Below are 19,954 nucleotides of genomic sequence, written 5' to 3'. Positions count from 1 at the left end.
TATGCACGATGGTGCGCGGTCATTGACCCGCTTGAACGGCGATTGCAGTGGCAGAGTTATCCACATGCCCCTGTAACCTCTAGATTGCGGGTCTTCCACTGTTATCCACAGAGGTTCATAGAAGGCTGGACTTCAAGGTATGTCCAAGTTTATGTCCAAGCGCCCAAAGTGGTTTTATAAAAACCCTTTGGAATCAACATAGTAGATGGCTTTCTCTTGCTTCTGCATCGGCAAATAACCTGATTTCCGCAGGGTTCCATCAAGGTCTTCAAATCGCCTTGAAACCCGCATAATCACTGAGTTTCTTGCCTAAAGCGTTCTGCCGGAGCACACCGAAAGCCGTCTGTTTTTATGTCCAAGTAGCGGTTTTGGCCTGAGCCTTCCTCTACTTGGACATACGGAGGTAGAAGGTGGCACTCACCGACACCGCCCTGAAGGCACTCAAGCCCAGGGACAAGACCTACACCGTCAGCGATGATCGCGGCCTGTACCTGGAGGTATTTCCAACCGGGGGGATGGTCCGGCGCTACCCGCTACCCGCTACCCGCTACCCGCTACCCGCTACCGGCTGAACGGCAAGTACGAAAAGCTCACTCTGGGCAAGTACCCCGCACTCACCCTCAAAAACGTCAGGCTCATGCGTGACGGTGCATCGCAGATGGCGGCCATCGGTGAATCGCCAGCGCAACGAAAGCAGCGCGCCAAGGTAGCCGGCCCGGAAGACACCACTCTCAAGCAGTTCGCCGAACGCTATTTCAAGGAGATCCAGCAACGCGACCGCAAGGACAACACCATACCGCGCCGCTATCTGGACAAAGACATTCTTCCTTACATCGGCATGAAACCAGTATGTGAAGTCACGGCCGAAGACGTTCGGTCAGTGATCTGGCGGAAGAAGGAACAGGGCTTTGACGCCGCCGCAGGCCAGATACGCGGACTGCTTAAACGCATGCTGGACTACGCGGTGACCTGCGGGCTGATCTCAGTCAATCCAGTCATGGCGTTGCCCATGCGGCACGTCTACAAAGCCGTCTCGCGTGAACGTGCTTTGTCGCCTGACGAAATCAAACAGTTCCTGCAAGCTGCTCACCTGTCCAACATCCGGCGGCAATTCAAGATTGGCTTGCACCTAATCCTGCTCACCCTGGTGCGCAAATCCGAGCTGCTGTTAGCTAAGAGCAAAGACCTGCATCGTGATGAAGCGGAATGGCATATTCCTGAAGAAAACTCGAAGACGGGGAAGCCGCACATCGTCTACTTGTCGAGTCAGGCCGTATCGCTCTTCAAGGAGTTGCTGGTACTGGCGGGTAACAGTAAATGGATATTGCCTGGTCGTGGTTCCCTGACCAAGCCTTTCGCGCACAACGCGCTGAACAAAGTACTCAAGGTCGCTTTGCAAGGGCAGAACATTCCGGCAGTTACCATCCACGATTTGCGCCGGACTGCTTCTACGTTGCTTCACGAAAAAGGCTGGGCATCCGATGTGGTGGAGAAGGCGCTCAACCACACGATCGGCGGCGTGCGCGGTGTGTACAACCGGGCTGAATATTCAGAGCAATGCAGGCTATGTTGCAAGCCTGGGCTGACGCCATCGATGCTCTCGCGCCAGCTTCGAGTCTTGTCGTATCACGGGCCTGAAGCAACGTATTGATTGATCAAGATGTCGCGCAACGCCAGGTCCTTGGCAAAGAGCTCATGTGAATACTGGAATCGCAGTTCCATGTAGTGGCGAACGTCGCGTTCTGCGGCTAAGGCCAGTTGATCGGTAGCCTCACGTGCAAAAAGATTTAGATGTCGCCAGAGCACGGGTTCATTTTCTGGGCGGTCGTACGCCGGGCAGCGTTGACGAACGTCGCGTGCACAGTCGCGCATGAACCACGCGAGCCTGGATTGGCCGAGCGCAGCCTCATCGTTCAATATCAAAGCGATGGGCCTTTCCGTTATCGACGAAGTACGAGCGGTTATAGGCCCGGCCTTCATCACGCCCGGTAGTCCATGGCAGAACGGCTTCGTTGAAAGCTTCAACGGCAAGCTGCGCGACGAATTGCTGAATCGCGAATGGTTCCGCAGCCGAGCCGAAGCCAAGGTGCTCATCGAGCAGTGGGACAGTTCTACAACGAGCGACGGCCGCATAGCGCCCATCGCTACCAACCTCCGGCCACGGTTCGCCGAGCCTGGCTGGAGTCCGATAATATCGACATGCGACTCACTGCTTAACTGGCTACAAGATGCCGCCGCAAGTCAGGGCGATCGGCTGCGATCGACCCGGTGTGGACAACGAACATGCGCCGGATCGGGCATTTGTAGTAATGTCTTCAACGGCCTGCCGGCGTCCTACGAAACGCCTGATGCGCGTGATCTCACGCTCGGTATTACGAGTTCGTCCATCGCGGTGCGAATACGACGCCTTTCAGATTTCTTCAAATTACATTCGGAAAACTAAGGATTCGATAGCTGGTAAATGATCAATCACATCCATACTAACGCACAGCGTAAGCTAGTTGTTGTCCTTGGGATGGCCCGAAGCGGGACCAGCGCGACCGCGCGCGCACTGCCGGTTTTCGGCGTCCAGCTCGGGGACAATCTAATGAAGGCGTGGCCCGGAATCAACGATAAAGGGTTCTGGGAAGACCTCGATGTCTATGAACTGAACATCGAGCTGATGCGGGAGCTGCAGGCGGACTGGCAATCGCACGGACCGATTTCCCTGCAGGACATATCCGCGGATAAGCTTGCCGCGTTCCGCCTGCGGGCGTCTGCATTGTTGCTCCAGCGCACGGCCGATGGCAAACCATTCGGATTCAAGGACCCGCGTACTTCGCGGCTACTCGGATTTTGGCGCCCGATCTTCGATCATCTCGAACTCGATCATGGCTACGTGATCTCGCTGCGCGATCCGCTCAGCGTGGCGCGCTCGCTCGCGAAGGCATGGGGCTACGGGACAGAGAAGGCCTGCTATCTGTGGCTCGAGTACATCGTCGACGCGATGCACGGAAGCCGCGGCGCGCGCCGGCTCGTGGTGGATTTCGATGCGATCATTGCCGATCCGGCCAGCCAGTTGCAGCGGATCGCATCGACGCTCGGTTTTCCCCCGCCCGATGAACAGAGCCCCGAATACCGGGAGTACGCCGATATTTTCTTGGATGAATCGCTGCGCCACGCGCGTTTCGAGACTGCTGACCTGCGGCTCGATCCGGCTGTGCCCCAGGACGCCATCGATGCCTACACGATGCTGCGCCGCGTGAGCCGTGACGAACTCAGTATCGACGATCCGGAGATCGTGGCGCTGTTCGATCGCTTGCGCGATTCGCTCGGGCATATGGCGCCCGCGCTCATGCAGATGCGCCGGCAGGATGAGGCTATCCGCAGCCTTACACAGACGGTCGCTGCCCGCGATGCAGAGGTGGCGCGATTGCAGCAGGAATTACGTGCCGCGCAGGACGAATGCACGCAGCGAAATTCACGGATCGCCCAACTTGCCGCGACGGTGGCGCAAGGCGAGCAGCAAACGCGCGAAGCGGTACAAGCGCTGCAAGAGCGCATTCGCAATCTGGACGATGAATTGCGTCATCGCGATGAGAGTCTCGCCGCGATGAGAAAATCGACTTCATGGCAGGTTACGGCGCCGCTGCGTGCCGTCGGTCGCCTGCTGAAGTAGTTGGTAGCGCGCGAACTTGGAAGGGCAGGCGTTGGTTTGTAGTACACAATTAGGTTCTGTTCACATGCTCACCAGCGTCCCAAAGGCCCAGGCAGCGCTGCGAAGACGAGATAGTTGCCCGCGCGCTTGTTGTATCGAGTGGAGACGCGACGAAAATGTTTGATGCGATTGAAGAAGCGTTCGACGATGTTCCGAGTTCGGTACAGCGCGCGGCTGTGCCGACACTGGGTCTTTTGATTCGAGCGTGGCGGGACGGCAACCTTGGCATACGCGGCATGGATAGTGTTCGCGAAGGCATCCGAGTCGTCGCCTTTATCGGCAATCACCGCGCCCGTGCGCCGATGCTCGACCAATTCGTGCGTGCACGAAATATCGGCAACCTGTCCCTCGGTGATGATCATTCGCACAGGACGTCCGGCTTCATCGACAGCCAGATGCAGCTTGGTCGTCAGTCCGCCGCGCGAACGCCAGGGCGCTTGCGGGCCCACTGGCGGAATGCTGATGCGCACGCACGAGGGTCGAGTCGATCAGCACGCGTTGATCTCCGTTTCATCGGACACTGCGTGCGCCACGCGCTCCCACACGCCTTTGCGACGCCACCGCGAGAAGCGCAATATGCACCGAACTCCTTCGACAAATCGCGCCACCGGCAGCCCGTTCAGCCGATCCAGAGAACGGCTTCGACAACCCAATGATTGTCGGCTGCCGTTCGTCCTGGAGCGCCTTTCTTGTCAGGCAAAACCGATTTGATTTGTGCCCATACCTCGTCGCCCAGTAACGTTCGAATCATCTTGGCCCGCTTGTGCAAAAGACAAGATGTAAATACATTTCATCGAATGTAAACAACTCCTAGTACACAAATGCCTGCTGACTTTCACGGAGCCTGAACACGAAAGACGCTCGCCGGTCACACGGGGTTTTGTATTGATTCGCCCGAGGTCGAGCAGGGCTGTTCTAGGTAGGGTTGGTTAGCATTCACAAGTTCGTCCATTGAGATTCAGTTTTTGATGGTGCGCATGGACGTCGCGCAGATCCTCCTTCGCCTGAAACGCCAGTTGTGCCCGCTCGAATGCCTGCTGGGCGGCCTGGACCCGTTTCTCGGACGCGCTTTTCACCTAGGGCAGGATACTTGCCATACCTTTGGCTTTTTTTCGACTCGTGCCGAGTCCAGAAAGCTTCTCGGTACGTGGGAGCGAGATCGTTCGGGTCGAGCGGATCATGGGTTGGGGAGATGCGCAAATCGGAGACGTTGATCGTCGGATTACGCTTCAACCCGCTGGCCAGCATCGTGCCGAGTGACTGAATTCTGTCTTCGATTTGTTCGTACTGACTTTCGGCGTCCGCCAGTTAGGACTCAATGTAGAGCGGCTTCCGTTCTTTCTCATCCGCCTTCGCGGCGCGCTCGGCGTCTCGTACGGCCGCAGTGCGCACGGTGCTGCGCCTCGGCTTCTCGCTGCTTGGCGTGAGCAGAGCGCTCCATTTCTCATACCGCCGTGATTCACGCTGCCGACAAATCCCCGGCGAGTCATAACGGGGCCCGCTTGTTTTGGGGCCGCGTAGCAAAGTCGGATTCGGCGAGGTTGTCTCGAATTACAGCGCAATTTCCCCGAGGTTTTGATTGGCTCGGTGCTTTGGACCCAGGATACCGGCCCGGCAACAAACCCCGCCCCGAAACAATCCCCCATCCCATTCTTCCACCCTCAGGAACACTGCTTTCAAAAGATCAGTGTTAACCCTAGGTTCGGATGCTCCTAGACTTCAGTCACCGGTTGCAGACAAGCCGTCGCACCGATCCCAAGTCCGAAGGAGGTAGTCGTCATGAAGTCCCTGATCCACGCCGTTGCTGTTGCCGTCGCCCTGACCGTCCCCGCAATCTCGTTCGCGCAATCGAACGGCCCCATCACCCGCGAGCAGGTTCGCGCCGAACTGGTGCAACTCGAAAAGGCGGGCTGGCGTCCGGCTGCCGGTTCCGATCCGCACTATCCGGAAGACCTGCAGGCTGCCCAGGCCCGCGTGCGCGAGATGAATGCGAACAGCGGCTACGGCGGCGTGGAGAACGCATCTGCGGCAGGGCGTCCGGCGGCGGCCGTGTCGAAGGCCGACTGGAACGCGATGTACAGCCATCCGTAACGATGCGCACCGGCGCGCGGCGTGCTGAAGCGCCGCCCCGGATGCCTTCACGTATCTCTGATGTTTTCACGGCCGCCGAGCACAGGACTATCGCCCGCGCTGCGCGCCGCTCGTTTCACCTGACCTCCGTCGTCGCTTCGTCCGGCGACTTCGCTCGGGCCACCCGGTCCGGGCATTTTTTGCCACAATCGAGCCTGCGCCATCCCTGCGCTGCACCGCGCGTACGAAGGCGCTTCGAGCATGTCGGTCCTTTCCGCGCGATCCACGCGCTGCCTGTTCCAAACCGCCTCCACGACCCGACCCGATGCGCTTCGATCGACCACCTGAATTTCGCCGCCCTGTCGCCGGCCCCTACCGATCGACTCGCTGGCGGCGCGTAATCGAATCGATCTTCTCGGGCGTGGCCAAGGCAACGCTGGTGATCGCCGTGTTGATCGCACCTCGCACGCGCGCTCGCCGTGCTCAGCGGCAACCCCGACGGCCTCGTCTCGTTGCCGAATACACGCAAGGGCTGGCTTCGTCTGACTCTGTTGGTCGTGCTGATGGCCGCACTCGTGTTCGTTGCGCTTTCGCTCGCCGGACGCACTCCCATTCCCCGCTGACGCGCCGGAGCGCACCGGCGCATCACCCATCACCCATCACCGTGCGACCGCTTGCGCGCGATGAAGTGAATCCACTCCTCACGGCTCAAGTCGACGGTTTCATCCACCCTCGCACCATCCGCGTTGCCGAACGCGACGTCGAAATGCAGCCCGGCGTCCGCCAATTGCCGACGTTGCGTGGCGAAATCGGTATAGAGGATCACGATGCCGAAGCGATGCGCGGCGCATACGCGCGTGGCGTAGCCATCCTCGATTTGATCGAGGCGCGTGTGCCGCAGATAGTTGAACGCCCCAACCGGCAATGCATAGAGGATGCGCAGCGTGTCGCGTCCGAATTCGACGAGGCCGGCGTCGCGCCGGGGCAGGCGCAGCAGATCGCTTGGCCGCCGGCGATAGCTCGGGCCGTGCAGGTTGTGCGTCGAGAACAGCAGGTATCCGCCGGGCCTGAGCACACGCGCGCACTCCCCGAGAATCGCCAGACGTCCGGCATGATCGACGGCGTCGATGCCGTTGTAGCTGAACGCGACGAGCCCGAAGCACGCATCCGCGAACGCGGACAGATCGCGCGCATCCATATGCCGGACCTGTATCCCGGGATGATTGCGCTGACAGATCTCGACGAGTTCGGGGGTGTAGTCGACGGCGATGTAGTCGGTGCTGAGCGCGGTCAGGAGCGGAACGGTGCGTCCGCCGCCGACGCCGATGTCGAGGATCGGCTGGCCACGGATGCGTTCGGCGAGCCACGCGAACGCGGCGGCTTCGCCTGGATCCGTCCAGCCGGACGCGCGGCCGTAGCCATTGCGTGCGCTCCGGCTGCGCCAGGCTGCCCGGTTGATGCTGTCCTGTCCGCGGTCCTGCTTCATGCGCGTCTCCTCCGAACCTGTTCCGGCTCCGGTCGCGGTCATGCCGCGAGTCCGCAGGAATGCTCAGTATCGTGACGAAGGCATGAGCAAGACTGTTCTACAGCTAACACATCGGATCAGGCGCGGATCAGGCGGCGGCGCGGTGATCCGCGCGCCGGGAACCGCATGTCGATTGCGGCGCGCATGGCGCCGCGCCGCATGGTGACGAATACGAACGCCCTCTCAGGCATCCGTGCGCATCGTTCAGCTGCCCGCGCTCACTTCGATCTTGCGCGGCCGTGCTTCGTCGCGACGCGGGATCGTTAGCTTGAGCACGCCGTCCTGCAGATTCGCCGCGATCCGCGCCGTATCGAAGTCAGGGCTGATCACGAAGCTGCGCGCGAAATGCGGCTCGCGGGCCTCCGCGTGCTGCACGCGCAGGCCATCGGGTGTCGGCACCGATGCGCGCGCGTCGATCGACAGATTGCCGTCGTGCACCTTGACCTCGAGCTGCTCCCGCGACACGCCGGGCAGGTCGGCCCATAGCGTGATGCCCTGCTTGTCCTCATGGACGTCTACGGCCGGCGTGACGGTGAACACGCGCCGCGCGTCACCCGTGAGCGCGCGGGACGGCGCGCGTTCGACGATCTGGTTGCTGCTGCTCATGGCTGGCTCCTTCGGTTACTGGACGGTGATGGCGCGCGGCTTCGACGATTCACGCTTGCCGACGCGCACGAGCAGGCAACCGTTTTCGTAGCGGGCGCTGACCGTCTCGGGATCGGCGTTCTGCGGCAGTTCGACCACGCGGCGGAAGCTGCCGACGAAGCGTTCCTGCGCATAGGTGCGGGCGTCGCCGCCGCTTTCCTGGACGTGCTTGCGCTCGCCGCTGATCGTCAGGAGTCCTTTGTCTATCGAGACGTCGAAGTCCTTGGCCTGCATGCCGGGCGCGAACGCGACGATCTCGATGCTGTCGTCGGTCGAGCCGATGTTGACGGGCGGGAAGGCGCCGAGCCGGCCGGCCCGGATGCTCGATGAGGGCAGCCCGCCGAACAGGTGGGCCACTTGGCGTTGCAGTCGGTCGAACTCGCCGAAGAGATCGGCGCCGAAGTAGAGATCGCTCATGTTCCTATCCTCCAGGGATGATGCCGGCGGACGAGGCGTGACGCGCATGCGGGCGCGTTCGCCGGGCGACGGCGGGTCAGTCGGTCTGCGCAGTGCGCGGGGCGCGGCTGCTGCGTGACACGAACATGAGAGCGTCGACTGCGATTTCAAGAGTCCGAATTTGACGCGCGACAAAATCCCGTCGCGAGCATGACGAGTGGCGAAACAGGGTCGGGGTGCGTGCGATACGGTCGGCGTCCAGGCGCGTTCGCGTGCAGCAGGACGTTGCATCGCATCGGAATCGGCGGCAAGCTACGCGCAACGACGCACTGCGCGGCATGGCGCGCGGGCGGACGAACCCTGGATGGAGGATGTCGATGTCGCTGATGGATCGCTTGTTGTCCCGGACGGGGAATGTGCCGGATGCGCTGCGCCGCAAGGTGATCGTTCGCGTGTGGCTCGACGATGAAGGTCGCGTGCGCGACCTGAAGGTGCGCCGCAGCTGCGGCGATCCGGCGCGCGACGCGAAGGCGCTCGATGCGATCGCGGTAATGCATTTTCCGCGCGGCCAATTGGGATCGTCGGGGACGTCGCAGCGCTGGCACGATTTGTCCTACGACGTCGACTGAACGCGCGGCTCAGTTGCCCTCGATGATTGCGCCGCCGCGCATGCCCCGTTCGCGCATGCGCGTCCGATACCAGAAGGTCCAGAACAGCAGCGCGCCATAGACGCTGTAGCCGATCAAGGGCGCGACGAGCAGGTAGCGCTCGATCGGCCAGTTCCATGCGAGCCACGCGCGCAGCAGGTTTTCACCGGTGAGCCCGAGCCCCCACACCCACGTCACCACGCGGATGCCGCGTCGGAACGACGGACTCTCGCGCCAGAGCATCTCGATGTGGGCGCCGCCGTCGCCGCGCTGGCGGGCGATGGTGGCGCGCGCGAGATAGAACGTGAGCGGCTTGCCGAGCGGCAGCGACAACAGGAACGCCGCGCCGATGCAGCCCGACACCAGCGACTCGCGCATCAGCAGCAGGCGCGGGCTGCCGCCGAACGAGATGGCGGCGCACGACAGCGCGATGCCGAGCAGCACGATCGCGCTGACCGCGTCGATACGGCGATGCCGCAGGAATTCGAACAGGCTCCAAAGCAGCGGCGGCGCGGCCGAGGCGTAGAGCGCGCCGAGTTCGCCCCAGGCCGGTTGCGCGAGCCGGTAGACGAGCCACGGCAGGGCGAAATTGGCGACCAGCTCCGCGACGAACGACGCGCGTATTTTCATGATGATTCTGAACGGGGAGGGTCGGCCGGCGGCTGGCGGCGACAGGCGGCATGCCCGTGGCGGGCGGGGACGCCATGCGCTGATTGTCATCGATATGGCGGGCGGATGCACGTCATCGGTGCGCGCGCCGACACGGCGCGGCACCGCCAGTTGCAAGGGGCGTGCGACGATGATCGGCGGGCGGCAGGTGTCGCGATCCGCCGGCCCGTTCCAGGCGTCGGGAGCGCGCACAGGGCGACGATACGCGGCTTTATGCGCGGGTCGTATCGGGAGCGGGCGTGACAGTGGCGTGTGCGTCGGCGTCGGCGTCGGGCGCAGGCGAGGATGGAAGGGGCATGCGCATGCGGAGGGGCCGGGCGCGGGGCGCGCGGCCGGTCCGGGCGATATCAGTGGTCGCGGCGCAGATGGCGCCACGGATGACGCCAGTCGATCGGCGTCGTGCGCGCGACGCGCGGGTGCTGCAGCCGGTGTTCCTGCCAAAGCTCGTCCGAGAACAGAATCGCCACGATCAACAGCGGCAGCACGAGGAAAACGCCCAGTATCAGTTGCTCGATCACGATGACCTCCGGCGGGTGGCGGGAACCCTGCTTTCATTTTAGGCTCTGTGTGAGGGCCCGCAGTCATTTTCTGCCGATGCGCATCACCCGTGCATCGGGTCCATCGCGGATCTCCATATCCCGATACGCCAGGCTGAATGACCCAAGGACAAACCTTCATGCAAATACAGAATCCCAATCACTCGCTCGCGCTGCGCCCACTCGAACGCCACGACCTGCGCTTCGTCCACGAACTGAACAATGACGCGAAGATCATGCGCTATTGGTTCGAGGAGCCTTATGAAACCTTCTCCGAGCTGTCGCAGCTGTACGACCGGCATGTCCACGACCAACGCGAGCGCCGTTTCGTCGCGGTGGATGCGGAAGGCGAACTGGTCGGGCTCGTCGAGCTGATCGAGGTCGACTACATCCACCGCCGCGGCGAGTTCCAGATCATCATCGCGCCCAACCGCCAGGGGCATGGCTATGCCACGCGCGCCACGCGGCTCGCGATCGAGTACGCGTTCAAGGTGCTGAACCTGCGCAAGCTCTATTTGATCGTCGACAAGTCGAACGTCGCGGCGATCCACGTCTACGAGAAATGCGGCTTCCGGCACGAGGCCGAGCTGATCGAGGAGTTTTTCGGCAACGGCACGTATCACAATGCATTGCGCATGTGCATGTTCCAGCACGATTACTTCCAGGGCGCGCCCGCTGCATAAGGCCGCCAGCGTGCCGGGCCGATTGGCCTGGCATTTTTCTTGTATTCAGTCGACCTTGGAATTTCATGTCGCGGCGCAATATTTTTCTCGTGACTTTATGTGCGTTGCACCAAATCAATGACTGAAAATCCTGAATGATCTAAATTGTTCATTCAACGCACGGCGATTTTGAGGAAAGCCTTTTGGAATAAGGCTTTCAGAGATGAAAGCAGGGCGATGCCGAATGGATTCCGCTGACAAAACAGGCGCTTGCGCAGTCTTTAAGGCCGCTGATCGGGGGTGCGACAATTCGCCACTATTGCGAACGCACAATGAATGTGCTTGCTATCGACCGTGCATCTTCTAGGATGAAAAATCGCAGGTCCGCGGATGCCTTTAAATACATAGCTAACCCGAACCCGGATCCTGCTTGCACGGAGACATTTCATGATGAAGCGAACCGGTGTACTGCTTGCGCTGATGAGCGGCATTGCCGCTTTCTCGGCGGCCCACGCGGGCGGCGATGCGTCGCTCAAGCCGCAGCAGGAAATCCAGCTGACCAAGAATGCCTGGGGATGCTTGTCGAAAGACAACCTTGATTCCGCGTTGAACCACGAGCGCGATGGCCAGGCGCAGGCGAAGCAGCGTTACTTCGATGATTATCGCTGCCTGTCCGTCCCCGAGGGGCAGCGTTTCCGGGTCGTCAGCATCGAGAAGGGCGACATCCAGTTCGTGAGCGCGGAGAACAGCGACCAGCAGGGTCTTTGGACGGATTCGCGTTTCATCAAGCAATAACGTCGGCGCATCCGCCGGCGGATCGCGTCCGGGCGTCTGTCCGGATGCGCCTTGGTTTCGGCCCGGCTGATGCCGGGCCGTTTTGCGTTTACCGCGCCGCGACCCGCACATTCGGTATCATCACGCCCCGACCCGAATGAATGGAACGGCCCGCTTGGGCCCGAGATCCCGCATGGCGCTGAAATCCACGATCTACAAGGCTGAACTGCAAATTGCCGACATGGATCGGCACTATTACGCCGATCATTCGCTCACGGTGGCGCGTCATCCGTCCGAGACCGACGAGCGCATGATGGTGCGCATCGCGGCGTTCGCGCTGTTCGCGCACGAGCGGCTCGAATTCTGCAAGGGGCTGTCGGACGTCGACGAGCCGGATCTCTGGCAAAAGGACCTGACGGGCGCGATCGACACCTGGATCGACGTCGGGCAGCCGGACGAGCGCCGCATCGCGAAGGCGAGCGGCCGCGCGGGCGAGGTGAACGTGATCGCCTACGGCGGCCGCACCTCCGATCTCTGGTGGCAGGGCGTGCGCGGCAAGGTCGAACGCCTGCGCAACGTCCAGGTGATCTCGCTCACGGAGGAGGTCGCCGCGGCGCTCGCCGGCATGGCGGAGCGCACGATGCGGCTTCAGTGCACGGTGCAGGACGGCGAGGCCTGGCTGTCGAGCGCGACCCACGATCCGGTCGCGATCGAATGGGTGGTGCTGAAGGCGCGCGACGGCGCGTGACGGGTGGTCAGTGGGCCGCGCCCGGCGGTCCCTTGAGTTCGACCATGTTGCCCTCCGGGTCGAACAGATAGATCGAGGGCCCATAGCCGTCCGCGCCGTAGCGCTCGGCGGGCTCGCCCGGCTGCGCGCCATGCGCGCTCAGGTGCGCGCGCAGCGCGGCCGCGTCGAACGGCTCGACGCGCAGGCACAGGTGATCGAGGTTGCGGCCGGCGCCCGGTGCGCCGCTGTCGGCGCGGTCGAGCGCGCCGCCCACCGCGAGCAGGTCGATCAGCGAGCGGCCCGCGCGCAGCTGCACGAGCCCCTGGGCGGGCAGTTCGCGCTCGACGTGGCAGCCGAGCGCGTCGCAATAGAAGCGGACCATGGCGGACAGGTCGGTCACGCGCAGCACGATGTGATCGATGTCGCGGATGTGGGGTTTCATTGGCGGCGTCTCCTCCTCTGACGGGAATGGCGGGAAGTGTAGCCCCGCGCCCGGCCCTGCGAAATCGATGGACGAAAAAAAGCCCGCTCACGGGGAACGGGCTTAATCCATATCAGGAGGAGACATGGAGGAGACAGTTCCAACTATACACACGCGGATGGTGCGGCGCAATATCCAGGGTGTAAAAAATCGTCAGACGGCCGTTTTGTCGGAGCCGCATCGCAACAAAACCCTGCTTTGTTGCGGCGCCACGACCGTTGCGTGACAAGGGGGTGACGGTCGACAATAACGAGACTGGACGGGGGAATTACACCGCAAGATTCAGGGGCGTCAGGCGATCCGACGCCGCTTACAGTAGGCATATCGAATCATTCCGCTCCCGCAGTTTTGTGAGGCCATGATGCAATCAGCCTATTCGACCGACGACGCTCGCTGGGAAGCGCTGGTCGCGCGCGATCCCGAAGCCGACGGCGTGTTCGTCTACGCGGTAAAGACCACCGGCGTGTTCTGCCGGCCCTCGTGTTCCTCGCGGCGGCCGCTGCGCGTGAACACGGCGTTTTTCGTCGATCCCGCCGCGGCGCGCGCCGCGGGTTTCCGGCCGTGCAAGCGCTGCCAGCCCGAAGGGCAGCCGCGTGAACTCGAAATCACCGAGCGCGCGTGCGCGGTGCTCGACGCCCATCCGCACGAACGCATCACGCTCGCGCAGCTGAGCGACGCGGTGCATGTGAGCGCATTCCACCTGCAGCGGGTGTTCAAGCGCGTGGTGGGCGTGTCGCCGCGCCAGTACCAGGCGGCCTTGCGCGGCGCCGCGCTGCGCAAGGCGCTGGAGGAGGGGGCGGAAGTGACGCGCGCCGCGGTCGACGCGGGCTATGGTTCCTCATCGCGCCTGTACGCGTCGACGTCGCGCGAGCTGGGGATGTCGCCGTCGGCGTTCCGCAACAAGGGCGCCGGGCTGCGGATCTGCTACAGCACCGCGACCACCTCGCTCGGCCTGGTGCTGGTCGCGGCGACCCGCAAGGGCGTGTGCCGGATAGCGTTCGGCGACACCCGGGCCGCGCTCGTCGACGAATTGAAGACGTCGTTCGCGAACGCGGAATTGGTCGAGGCGACCGAGCGGGTCCGCCCGCTCGTGGAACAGATCGAGGCCTATCTCGCCGGCACGCGACAGTGCGTCGACCTGCCGCTCGACATCGGCGCGAGCGCGTTCCAGCTGCGCGTCTGGGATGCGCTGCTGCGGATCCCGTACGGCGAGACGCGCAGTTATACGGAGATCGCCACCGAACTGGGCTTGCCGCGCGCGGTGCGGGCGGTCGCGAGCGCGTGCGGGGCGAATCCCGTGGCGCTGGCGATTCCGTGTCACCGGGTGGTCCAGCGGGGCGGCGCGCTTGCCGGCTATCGCTGGGGCGTGACGCGCAAGGCCGTGCTGCTCGACACCGAGGCGCGGCATGCGGCCGAGGCCGAACCCAAGCCGCCCGCGCTGCGCGTGGACGACGCGGCGTGAGCGCGGCGCAGGCGAGCGCCCTCCGCGCGGATCTCACACTGACGCTGCCGTTTCGCGCGCCCTACGACTGGGCGCGCCTGTTGCGCTTCCTGGCGGGCCGCGCGATTCCCGGCGTCGAGGCGGTCGAGGACGGCGCATACCGCCGCGTGATCGACTACCGGGGCGAGAGCGGGCTGCTGACGGTGCGCCGGCATCCCCGCCGGGCCTGCCTGCTCGCACATCTCGAGGGCGGTGTCGCGCGGGTGGCCGATCACGCGCTGGCCGCGCGGCTCGGCGTGATGTTCGATGTCGACGCCGATCCGGCGGCGATCGGCGCATCCCTGTCGCGCGACGCCTGGCTCGCGCCGCTCGTCGCAGCCGCGCCGGGCCTGCGGGTGCCGGGGACGTGGTCGGCGTTCGAGCTGGTGGTGCGCGCGATCGTCGGCCAGCAGGTGAGCGTGAAGGCGGCGACCACGATCGCCGGGCGGCTCGTCGAGCGGGCCGGCGAACGGCTCGCGGGCGGCGCGACCGGCTGGCGCTTCCCGACGCCGGCGGCGCTGGCCGCGTGCGATCTCGTGAAGATCGGCATGCCGGGCAAGCGGGTGGCGGCGCTGCAGGGCGTCGCGCAGGCGATTGCGACGGACGCGGTGCCGCTCGACGCCGAGGGCGCCGCCCCGGCGGACTTGCGCGCGGCGCTGCTCGCGCTGCCGGGCATCGGTCCGTGGACGGTCGAGTACATCGCGATGCGCGCGTGGCGCGACGCCGATGCGTGGCCGGCGACCGACCTGGTGCTGATGCAGGCGATCGCGGCGCGCGATCCGGCGCTCGACCGCGCGCCGCGCCAGCGGGCCCGCACCGACGCATGGCGGCCGTGGCGCGCCTATGCGGCGATGCATCTGTGGAACGAAATCGCGGACCGCGCGGGCGGCGCGCGGGGCGGCTGACGCGCGCTACGGGCTAACCCTGAGCGCGCCGAGGCCGGCTCAAGCGAGCGCGACGGCGAGATGTTAAAGTGCCCGCTACTGTCAATCCAGCCAGGTGATGCGCGCCTCAGGCCGCGCGCCACCGAGCCCGTCATCCCGTTTCCATGTCGAACACCAAGACTTCCCGCCAGACCGGTTTGCTGACGCGTCGCCTCGCGCTGTTGAGCACGGGCGACACGCGCGCGCGCTTGCCCGGCGGCCTGCGCGGCATCGAGAAGGAAAGCCTGCGCGTGACGCGCGACGGCATGATCGCGCAGACGCCGCACCCGCGCGCGCTGGGGTCGGCGCTCATGCATCCGTTGGTGACCACCGATTATTCGGAGGCGCTGCTCGAACTCATCACGCCCGCCGAGCCCGATGCGGCCGTCACGCTCGAACGGCTCGACGAACTGCACCGCGACGTGTACGCCGCGCTCGGCGACGAGATGCTGTGGAACGAGTCGATGCCGGGCCTGCTGCCCGCCGACGACCAGATCCCGATCGCCGACTACGGCACCTCGAACATCGGCCAGCTGAAGATGGTGTACCGGCGCGGCCTCGCCTATCGCTATGGCCGCACGATGCAGTGCATCGCCGGGATCCATTACAACTACTCGCTCGACGAGGAAGTGTGGCGCCGGCTGCATGCGGAGGAAGGCTCGACGGCGGGCATGGTCGACTATCAGTCGGAGCGCTATCTGGCGCTGGTCCGCAACTTCCGGCGCACGAGCTGGCTGCTGATGTATCTGTTCGGTGCATCGCCGGCGCTCGACGCGCGCTTCCTGCGCGACCGCGCGCATACGCTCGAAACGTTCGATGCCGACACGCTGTACCGTCCGTACGCGACCAGCCTGCGGATGAGCGACCTCGGCTACTCGAACACGACCGCGCAGGCGGCGCTCGAGATTGACTACAACACGCTGCCGGGTTATCTCGATGCGCTGTCGAAGGCGGTGAGCGAGCCCTATCCGGCATACGAGGCGATCGGCACGCATCGCGACGGCGAGTGGATCCAGATCAACACGAACGTGCTGCAGATCGAGAACGAGTTCTACTCGACGATCCGCCCGAAGCGCGTGACCTATTCGGGCGAGCGGCCGCTGCATGCGCTCGCCTCGCGCGGCGTGCAGTACATCGAGGTGCGCTGCCTCGACATCGACCCGTTCGAGCCCACCGGCATCGCGCTCGCCACCGCGCGCTTCATGGATGCGTTCCTGCTCGTGTGCGCGCTCGACGACAGCGCGCCGCTGACCTGCGACGCGTATCGCGAGGCGAACGCGAACTTCGGCCAGGTGACGCTGGAGGGCCGCCGGCCCGGCCTCGAGCTGACGCGCGACGGCGCGGCGATTCCGCTGCGCGCGTGGGCCGAGGAGATGCTCGACAAGGTCGAGGCGGCGGCGCGCGTGCTCGACGAGATTCGCGGCGATACCGCGCATCTGAGCACGGTCGCCGCGCAGCGCGACAAGGTCGCGGATCCGGAGCGCACGCCGTCGGCGCACGTGCTGCGGACGATGCGCGACACGGGGCAGTCGTTCCTGACGTTCGCGCGCACACGCAGCGAGGCGCACGCGCAGGCGTTCCGTGCGCGGCCGCTCGATGAGGCCGCGACGCGCGCGGCGCGGGCGCTGGCCGAACAGTCGCTCGTGGAGCAGGCCGAACTCGAAAGCAAGAATGCCGGCTCGTTCGATGCGTTCGTGGCCGCGTATCGCGCCTATACGTTGAATCGCTTCAGCGTCTGAGCCAGGCGGCGGGTGCGGTCCGCGCCTGCCGTCGCCTCCTCACTTTCCCCCGGCCGGCTCGGCCGGCGGCCGCGATCCCTTTTCCCGCTTGTCGCGCTGCGCCGTCACCACGGCGACTGCCTGCCGCTGCGCACGAAATGCGCGAGGCGCTTTTGCGCGTCGTGGACCACGAAGACCGGGGCATGCAGCAATTGCTGCTCGTGGTATTCGAGCAGCCATCCGGCTGTTTCGCTGTCCTCGGCCTCGAGCGACCAGCCGCCGCTTTCCGCGCGCTGCGAGGCGGCGGTGATCATGCGCTCGACGGCTTCGAACCGTTCTCGTTCGGCCGTGCCGAATCCGGCGTCCTGCAGATACCAGGTGAGATAGGCGGTTTCGATCAGCGCCGCCAGCAAGTGCCCGTTGCCCTGTCCCGCCAGCAACGCGGCGAGTGCGACGTGGTTGCGCAGGATCCGTTCGCGTATCGACGCCGCCGTCGCGGGAAGCAACATCGATTTGGAGCGTGGCTTGCGGCTACGCATCGCGGGTGGCGCCGGGGCGGAATCCCGGGCGGGCGGAAATGGCGATGGACTGCGCGCGCGTGAAAGCGCGCTGCCGAATGGAGGTCGACATAGCGTGCGTGTGATTCGTACTGTATGAAACTAGATTAGCGTGTTGAGATGCGGATATCCGGTTAATTAACGATCTTTAACCCGAAACCTTTAACGAACCTCATGTGACCCCGGCTCGGATTGTGCAAATTGCCACGCTTTAATGTGCGGGCGTTGATCCGAAGCGATGCTTTTTCCTATGCCCGGAATGTACCTCAGTTCGGCGGGGGATTTAAAGCGGTAGATCGACGGCGTCGAAGCGCGCCATGGACATGGCGCAAGGGTAGGCGGGCATGCGCGACCTTGATGTGTGCGGGTGGCGCCGCGGTTTGTTTGAACGCGTTGCCGTCCGATTATCTCGATATCGTGAGAGAGGATTTCCGTATTGCCCGAATGGATTTCGATTTCCATGCGTCAGTACAAATTTCCGCAAATGTGAGATATCAAATTGGGAGAGGGAAATTTTTCCTGATTAATGAAAGGCTCTGTGATATTCAGGCTTAATGGATGTGAAAGGTGATTTTCGCCAATACGCCTCGAGTTGACGGTGCCGGTGATGGCGTGCCGGATCGCCTGAATCGATCCGGATTCCGGCGCGGAACGATTCAAGCGAATTCAGCGGCAATGGAATCGGCGGACGGGCTGGAATCGTGTGCGTATCGAGCGGCGCGCGTGGAAGGGGGCTCAGCGCGCCCGCAAGGTCGACGGCGGCACGCCCAGCAAGCGCTGGAAGCTGCGGCGCATGTTCTCGGTATCGCCGAAGCCGCATTCGGTCGCCACGCGCTGCAACGACGGCGCGCCGCTTTCCAGCGCGGCGCGCGCGGCTTCCACGCGCAGCTTCTCCACGGCTTTCGCGGGGGTGAGGCCGGTTTCGGCCTGGAACGCGCGCGCGAAATGCCGCGGGCTCATGCATGCGCGCTCGGCCAGGTCGTCGACGCGATGGCGCACGTCGAGGTGGCGGCGCACGTGATCGAGCAGCGGCTTGAAGCGGCCGCGTGCGCAATCCATCTCGATCAGCTCGGAGAACTGCGATTGACCGCCCGGGCGCCGGTAGTAGACGACGAGCTGGCGCGCCACCGCGCGCGCGACGCGCTCCCCGAGATCCTCGCCGACCAGCGCGAGCGCGAGGTCGATGCCGGCGCTGATGCCCGCGCTGGTCCAGAACGGGCCGTCGTTCACGTAGATGTGGTCCGGCTCCAGGTGGACCTGCGGAAACGTGCGCGCGAATTGCTCGCTGCGGGACCAGTGCGTGGTTGCGCGGCGGTTGTCGAGCACGCCGGCGGCGGCCAGCAGCAGGCTGCCCGAACACACGCTCGTCACGCGCGCGCCTTGCCGCGCGCAGCGCTGCACGAAGCGCAGCAGGCGCGGGTCGGACAGGAGGGCGTCGACGCCATCGCCGCCGGCGACGAGCAACGTGTCGATCGCGCGGGCCGGAGGCAGCGCTTCGGCGGCCCAGCTGACGCCCGACGAGCTGCGCACGAGGCCAGCCTGCGCGGCGATGGTGCGCAGCGTGTAGTGGTCGTCGCGATAGCGCGCGGCGACTTCGAAGGCGGCGATGGGGCCGGCTGCGTCGAGCAGCTGGAAGTCGGGAAAGACGAGTACGGCGATGCGATGGGGCATGGCAGAAAAAGTCGGATCAGCGACATTGCTGCCAAGACGATAGAGCGCGACGCTGTGGGGTGTCAATCCACCGGAAGGAGCTTCGTGCCATGACTGCCGCACCGTATGTCGTTGTCTTCGCGCTGTTCGAGAACGTGACGCAACTCGATTTCTCCGGACCCTACGAGGTTTTCCTGCGCCTGCCCGGCGCGCAATGCGTGATGGCTTCGTCGGGCGGCGGGACGATCGAGGCCGACGGCGGGCTCACGTTCGCGAACGTGCGGCGCCTGGCCGATATCCCGCACGCGGATCTGGTGTGCGTGCCGGGCGGGATGGGCGTGATCGAGGCGATGGGCGATGCGGAATACGTGCGCGAGCTGCGGCGGCTGGCGGAAGGGGCGCGTTATGTGACGTCGGTGTGCACGGGCTCGCTGCTGCTGGGCGCGGCGGGGCTGCTGCGCGGCAAGCGGGCGGCGTGCCATTGGTCGTGGCGCGATCTGCTGCCGCCGTTCGGCGCGATCATCGATGAGGCGCGCGTGGTGCGCGACGGCAACGTGATCACGGGCGGCGGGGTGACGGCGGGCATCGACATGGCGCTGACGGTGATGGCGGAGATCGCCGGGGCCGAGCATGCGCAGTCGGTGCAGCTGTGCATCGAATACGCACCGGCGCCGCCGTTCGACAGCGGGCGGCCGGAGCGCGCCGCGCCGGCGATTCTGGAGGCGGTGACGGCGCAGCTTGGGAAGATGCGCCGCGATCGTTATGAGGCGGTGCAGCGGGCGGCGCGGGCGATGTGA

20 protein-coding genes and 2 pseudogenes are annotated in these 19,954 nt (G+C 64.4%); 13 read left to right on the top strand and 9 right to left on the bottom strand.

The window, feature by feature from the left end; all coding sequences use genetic code 11:
* Positions 1 to 410 precede the first annotated feature (410 nt).
* The 4 genes and pseudogenes from AC1RQF_RS27230 to AC1RQF_RS27215 all read left to right on the top strand — a co-directional run bounded on the left by AC1RQF_RS27230 (position 411) and on the right by AC1RQF_RS27215 (position 3,658).
* On the top strand, positions 411 to 572 hold the full coding sequence (locus AC1RQF_RS27230) for an Arm DNA-binding domain-containing protein (RefSeq protein WP_492873350.1): 162 nt from the start codon (positions 411 to 413) through the stop codon (positions 570 to 572).
* Positions 500 to 1,651: a tyrosine-type recombinase/integrase gene (locus AC1RQF_RS27225; RefSeq protein ID WP_492873357.1), complete on the top strand. Its 1,152-nt coding sequence runs from the start codon at positions 500 to 502 to the stop codon at positions 1,649 to 1,651. Before AC1RQF_RS27230 ends, AC1RQF_RS27225 begins: the two co-directional genes overlap by 73 nt.
* Positions 1,652 to 1,972: 321 nt before the next feature.
* Positions 1,973 to 2,217, top strand: a pseudogene (locus AC1RQF_RS27220) (integrase core domain-containing protein); the annotation flags it as partial.
* A 244-nt stretch (positions 2,218 to 2,461) separates the two neighbouring features.
* Entirely contained in the window at positions 2,462 to 3,658 is a 1,197-nt protein-coding gene (locus AC1RQF_RS27215) for a hypothetical protein (RefSeq protein WP_273999689.1), read from the top strand.
* 68 nt (positions 3,659 to 3,726) lie between these two features.
* Here AC1RQF_RS27215 and AC1RQF_RS27210 read toward each other — a convergent pair.
* Positions 3,727 to 4,448 (bottom strand): annotated as a pseudogene (locus AC1RQF_RS27210) (IS5 family transposase).
* 1,028 nt (positions 4,449 to 5,476) lie between these two features.
* On the opposite strand from AC1RQF_RS27210, the gene AC1RQF_RS27205 reads away from it, so the two are divergent.
* Complete coding sequence (locus tag AC1RQF_RS27205) at positions 5,477 to 5,788, top strand: DUF4148 domain-containing protein (RefSeq protein ID WP_273999687.1); 312 nt, start codon at positions 5,477 to 5,479, stop codon at positions 5,786 to 5,788.
* A gap of 631 nt (positions 5,789 to 6,419) precedes the next feature.
* Here AC1RQF_RS27205 and AC1RQF_RS27200 read toward each other — a convergent pair.
* The 3 genes from AC1RQF_RS27200 to AC1RQF_RS27190 form a co-directional block, all read right to left on the bottom strand.
* A complete protein-coding gene (locus AC1RQF_RS27200) occupies positions 6,420 to 7,253 on the bottom strand; it encodes a class I SAM-dependent methyltransferase (RefSeq protein ID WP_273999686.1) in 834 nt (277 codons plus the stop codon).
* Between the two features lie 243 nt (positions 7,254 to 7,496).
* Positions 7,497 to 7,898: an Hsp20/alpha crystallin family protein gene (locus AC1RQF_RS27195; protein ID WP_273999685.1), complete on the bottom strand. Its 402-nt coding sequence runs from the start codon at positions 7,896 to 7,898 to the stop codon at positions 7,497 to 7,499.
* A 15-nt stretch (positions 7,899 to 7,913) separates the two neighbouring features.
* Entirely contained in the window at positions 7,914 to 8,354 is a 441-nt protein-coding gene (locus tag AC1RQF_RS27190) for an Hsp20/alpha crystallin family protein (protein ID WP_273999684.1), read from the bottom strand.
* A 356-nt stretch (positions 8,355 to 8,710) separates the two neighbouring features.
* Between AC1RQF_RS27190 and AC1RQF_RS27185 the strand changes: the two genes are divergently transcribed.
* A complete protein-coding gene (locus tag AC1RQF_RS27185; protein ID WP_252984702.1) occupies positions 8,711 to 8,962 on the top strand; it encodes an energy transducer TonB family protein in 252 nt (83 codons plus the stop codon).
* Positions 8,963 to 8,971: 9 nt separating this feature from the next.
* On the opposite strand, the gene AC1RQF_RS27180 is transcribed toward AC1RQF_RS27185, so the two are convergent.
* Together AC1RQF_RS27180 and AC1RQF_RS27175 are read right to left on the bottom strand one after the other, a co-directional pair.
* The gene (locus AC1RQF_RS27180) at positions 8,972 to 9,610 is read right to left on the bottom strand and encodes a VC0807 family protein (protein ID WP_492873349.1); all 639 of its coding nucleotides are present in this window, start codon (positions 9,608 to 9,610) and stop codon (positions 8,972 to 8,974) included.
* A 386-nt stretch (positions 9,611 to 9,996) separates the two neighbouring features.
* Positions 9,997 to 10,167 carry a hypothetical protein gene (locus AC1RQF_RS27175; protein ID WP_492873348.1) on the bottom strand — a complete coding sequence of 57 codons (171 nt, stop codon included), beginning with the start codon at positions 10,165 to 10,167 and terminating at the stop codon, positions 9,997 to 9,999.
* Positions 10,168 to 10,325: 158 nt separating this feature from the next.
* Here AC1RQF_RS27175 and speG point away from each other — a divergent pair, with 158 nt between their 5' ends.
* The 3 genes from speG (at position 10,326) to AC1RQF_RS27160 (ending at position 12,369) form a co-directional block, all read left to right on the top strand.
* The gene (speG, locus tag AC1RQF_RS27170) at positions 10,326 to 10,868 is read left to right on the top strand and encodes a spermidine N1-acetyltransferase (protein WP_273999678.1); all 543 of its coding nucleotides are present in this window, start codon (positions 10,326 to 10,328) and stop codon (positions 10,866 to 10,868) included.
* A gap of 426 nt (positions 10,869 to 11,294) precedes the next feature.
* Positions 11,295 to 11,642, top strand: coding sequence for a surface attachment protein Sap1 (gene sap1, locus AC1RQF_RS27165; protein WP_273999676.1), 348 nt, complete (start codon positions 11,295 to 11,297; stop codon positions 11,640 to 11,642).
* A gap of 172 nt (positions 11,643 to 11,814) precedes the next feature.
* Positions 11,815 to 12,369 (top strand): YaeQ family protein, encoded by a 555-nt coding sequence (locus AC1RQF_RS27160; RefSeq protein ID WP_273999674.1) that lies wholly within the window; start codon positions 11,815 to 11,817, stop codon positions 12,367 to 12,369.
* Between the two features lie 7 nt (positions 12,370 to 12,376).
* Here the strand turns inward: AC1RQF_RS27160 and AC1RQF_RS27155 are convergent, their stop codons facing one another.
* Complete coding sequence (locus AC1RQF_RS27155) at positions 12,377 to 12,790, bottom strand: VOC family protein (protein ID WP_273999673.1); 414 nt, start codon at positions 12,788 to 12,790, stop codon at positions 12,377 to 12,379.
* Positions 12,791 to 13,187: 397 nt separating this feature from the next.
* Between AC1RQF_RS27155 and ada the strand changes: the two genes are divergently transcribed.
* From ada to gshA, 3 genes are all read left to right on the top strand, one after another.
* Positions 13,188 to 14,291 (top strand): bifunctional DNA-binding transcriptional regulator/O6-methylguanine-DNA methyltransferase Ada, encoded by a 1,104-nt coding sequence (gene ada / locus AC1RQF_RS27150; RefSeq protein ID WP_273999671.1) that lies wholly within the window; start codon positions 13,188 to 13,190, stop codon positions 14,289 to 14,291.
* Positions 14,288 to 15,214 carry a DNA-3-methyladenine glycosylase family protein gene (locus tag AC1RQF_RS27145; RefSeq protein ID WP_273999669.1) on the top strand — a complete coding sequence of 309 codons (927 nt, stop codon included), beginning with the start codon at positions 14,288 to 14,290 and terminating at the stop codon, positions 15,212 to 15,214. The genes ada and AC1RQF_RS27145 overlap by 4 nt, the downstream gene beginning before the upstream one ends.
* 143 nt (positions 15,215 to 15,357) lie before the next feature.
* Positions 15,358 to 16,971, top strand: a complete 1,614-nt coding sequence (gshA, locus tag AC1RQF_RS27140; RefSeq protein WP_273999668.1) for a glutamate--cysteine ligase — start codon at positions 15,358 to 15,360, stop codon at positions 16,969 to 16,971.
* Between the two features lie 104 nt (positions 16,972 to 17,075).
* Here gshA and AC1RQF_RS27135 read toward each other — a convergent pair whose 3' ends face one another.
* Both AC1RQF_RS27135 and AC1RQF_RS27130 read right to left on the bottom strand, forming a co-directional pair.
* Positions 17,076 to 17,459, bottom strand: a complete 384-nt coding sequence (locus AC1RQF_RS27135) for a hypothetical protein (RefSeq protein ID WP_273999666.1) — start codon at positions 17,457 to 17,459, stop codon at positions 17,076 to 17,078.
* 783 nt (positions 17,460 to 18,242) lie between these two features.
* On the bottom strand, positions 18,243 to 19,178 hold the full coding sequence (locus tag AC1RQF_RS27130) for a GlxA family transcriptional regulator (protein ID WP_273999664.1): 936 nt from the start codon (positions 19,176 to 19,178) through the stop codon (positions 18,243 to 18,245).
* Positions 19,179 to 19,267: 89 nt separating this feature from the next.
* Here AC1RQF_RS27130 and AC1RQF_RS27125 point away from each other — a divergent pair, with 89 nt between their 5' ends.
* Entirely contained in the window at positions 19,268 to 19,954 is a 687-nt protein-coding gene (locus tag AC1RQF_RS27125; protein ID WP_273999662.1) for a DJ-1/PfpI family protein, read from the top strand.

The sequence above is a fragment of the Burkholderia sp. GW821-FHT14F03 genome, assembly GCF_058803765.1.
Note: the sequence above shows the minus strand (reverse complement) of the source record. Positions and strands in the feature narration are given on the sequence as shown.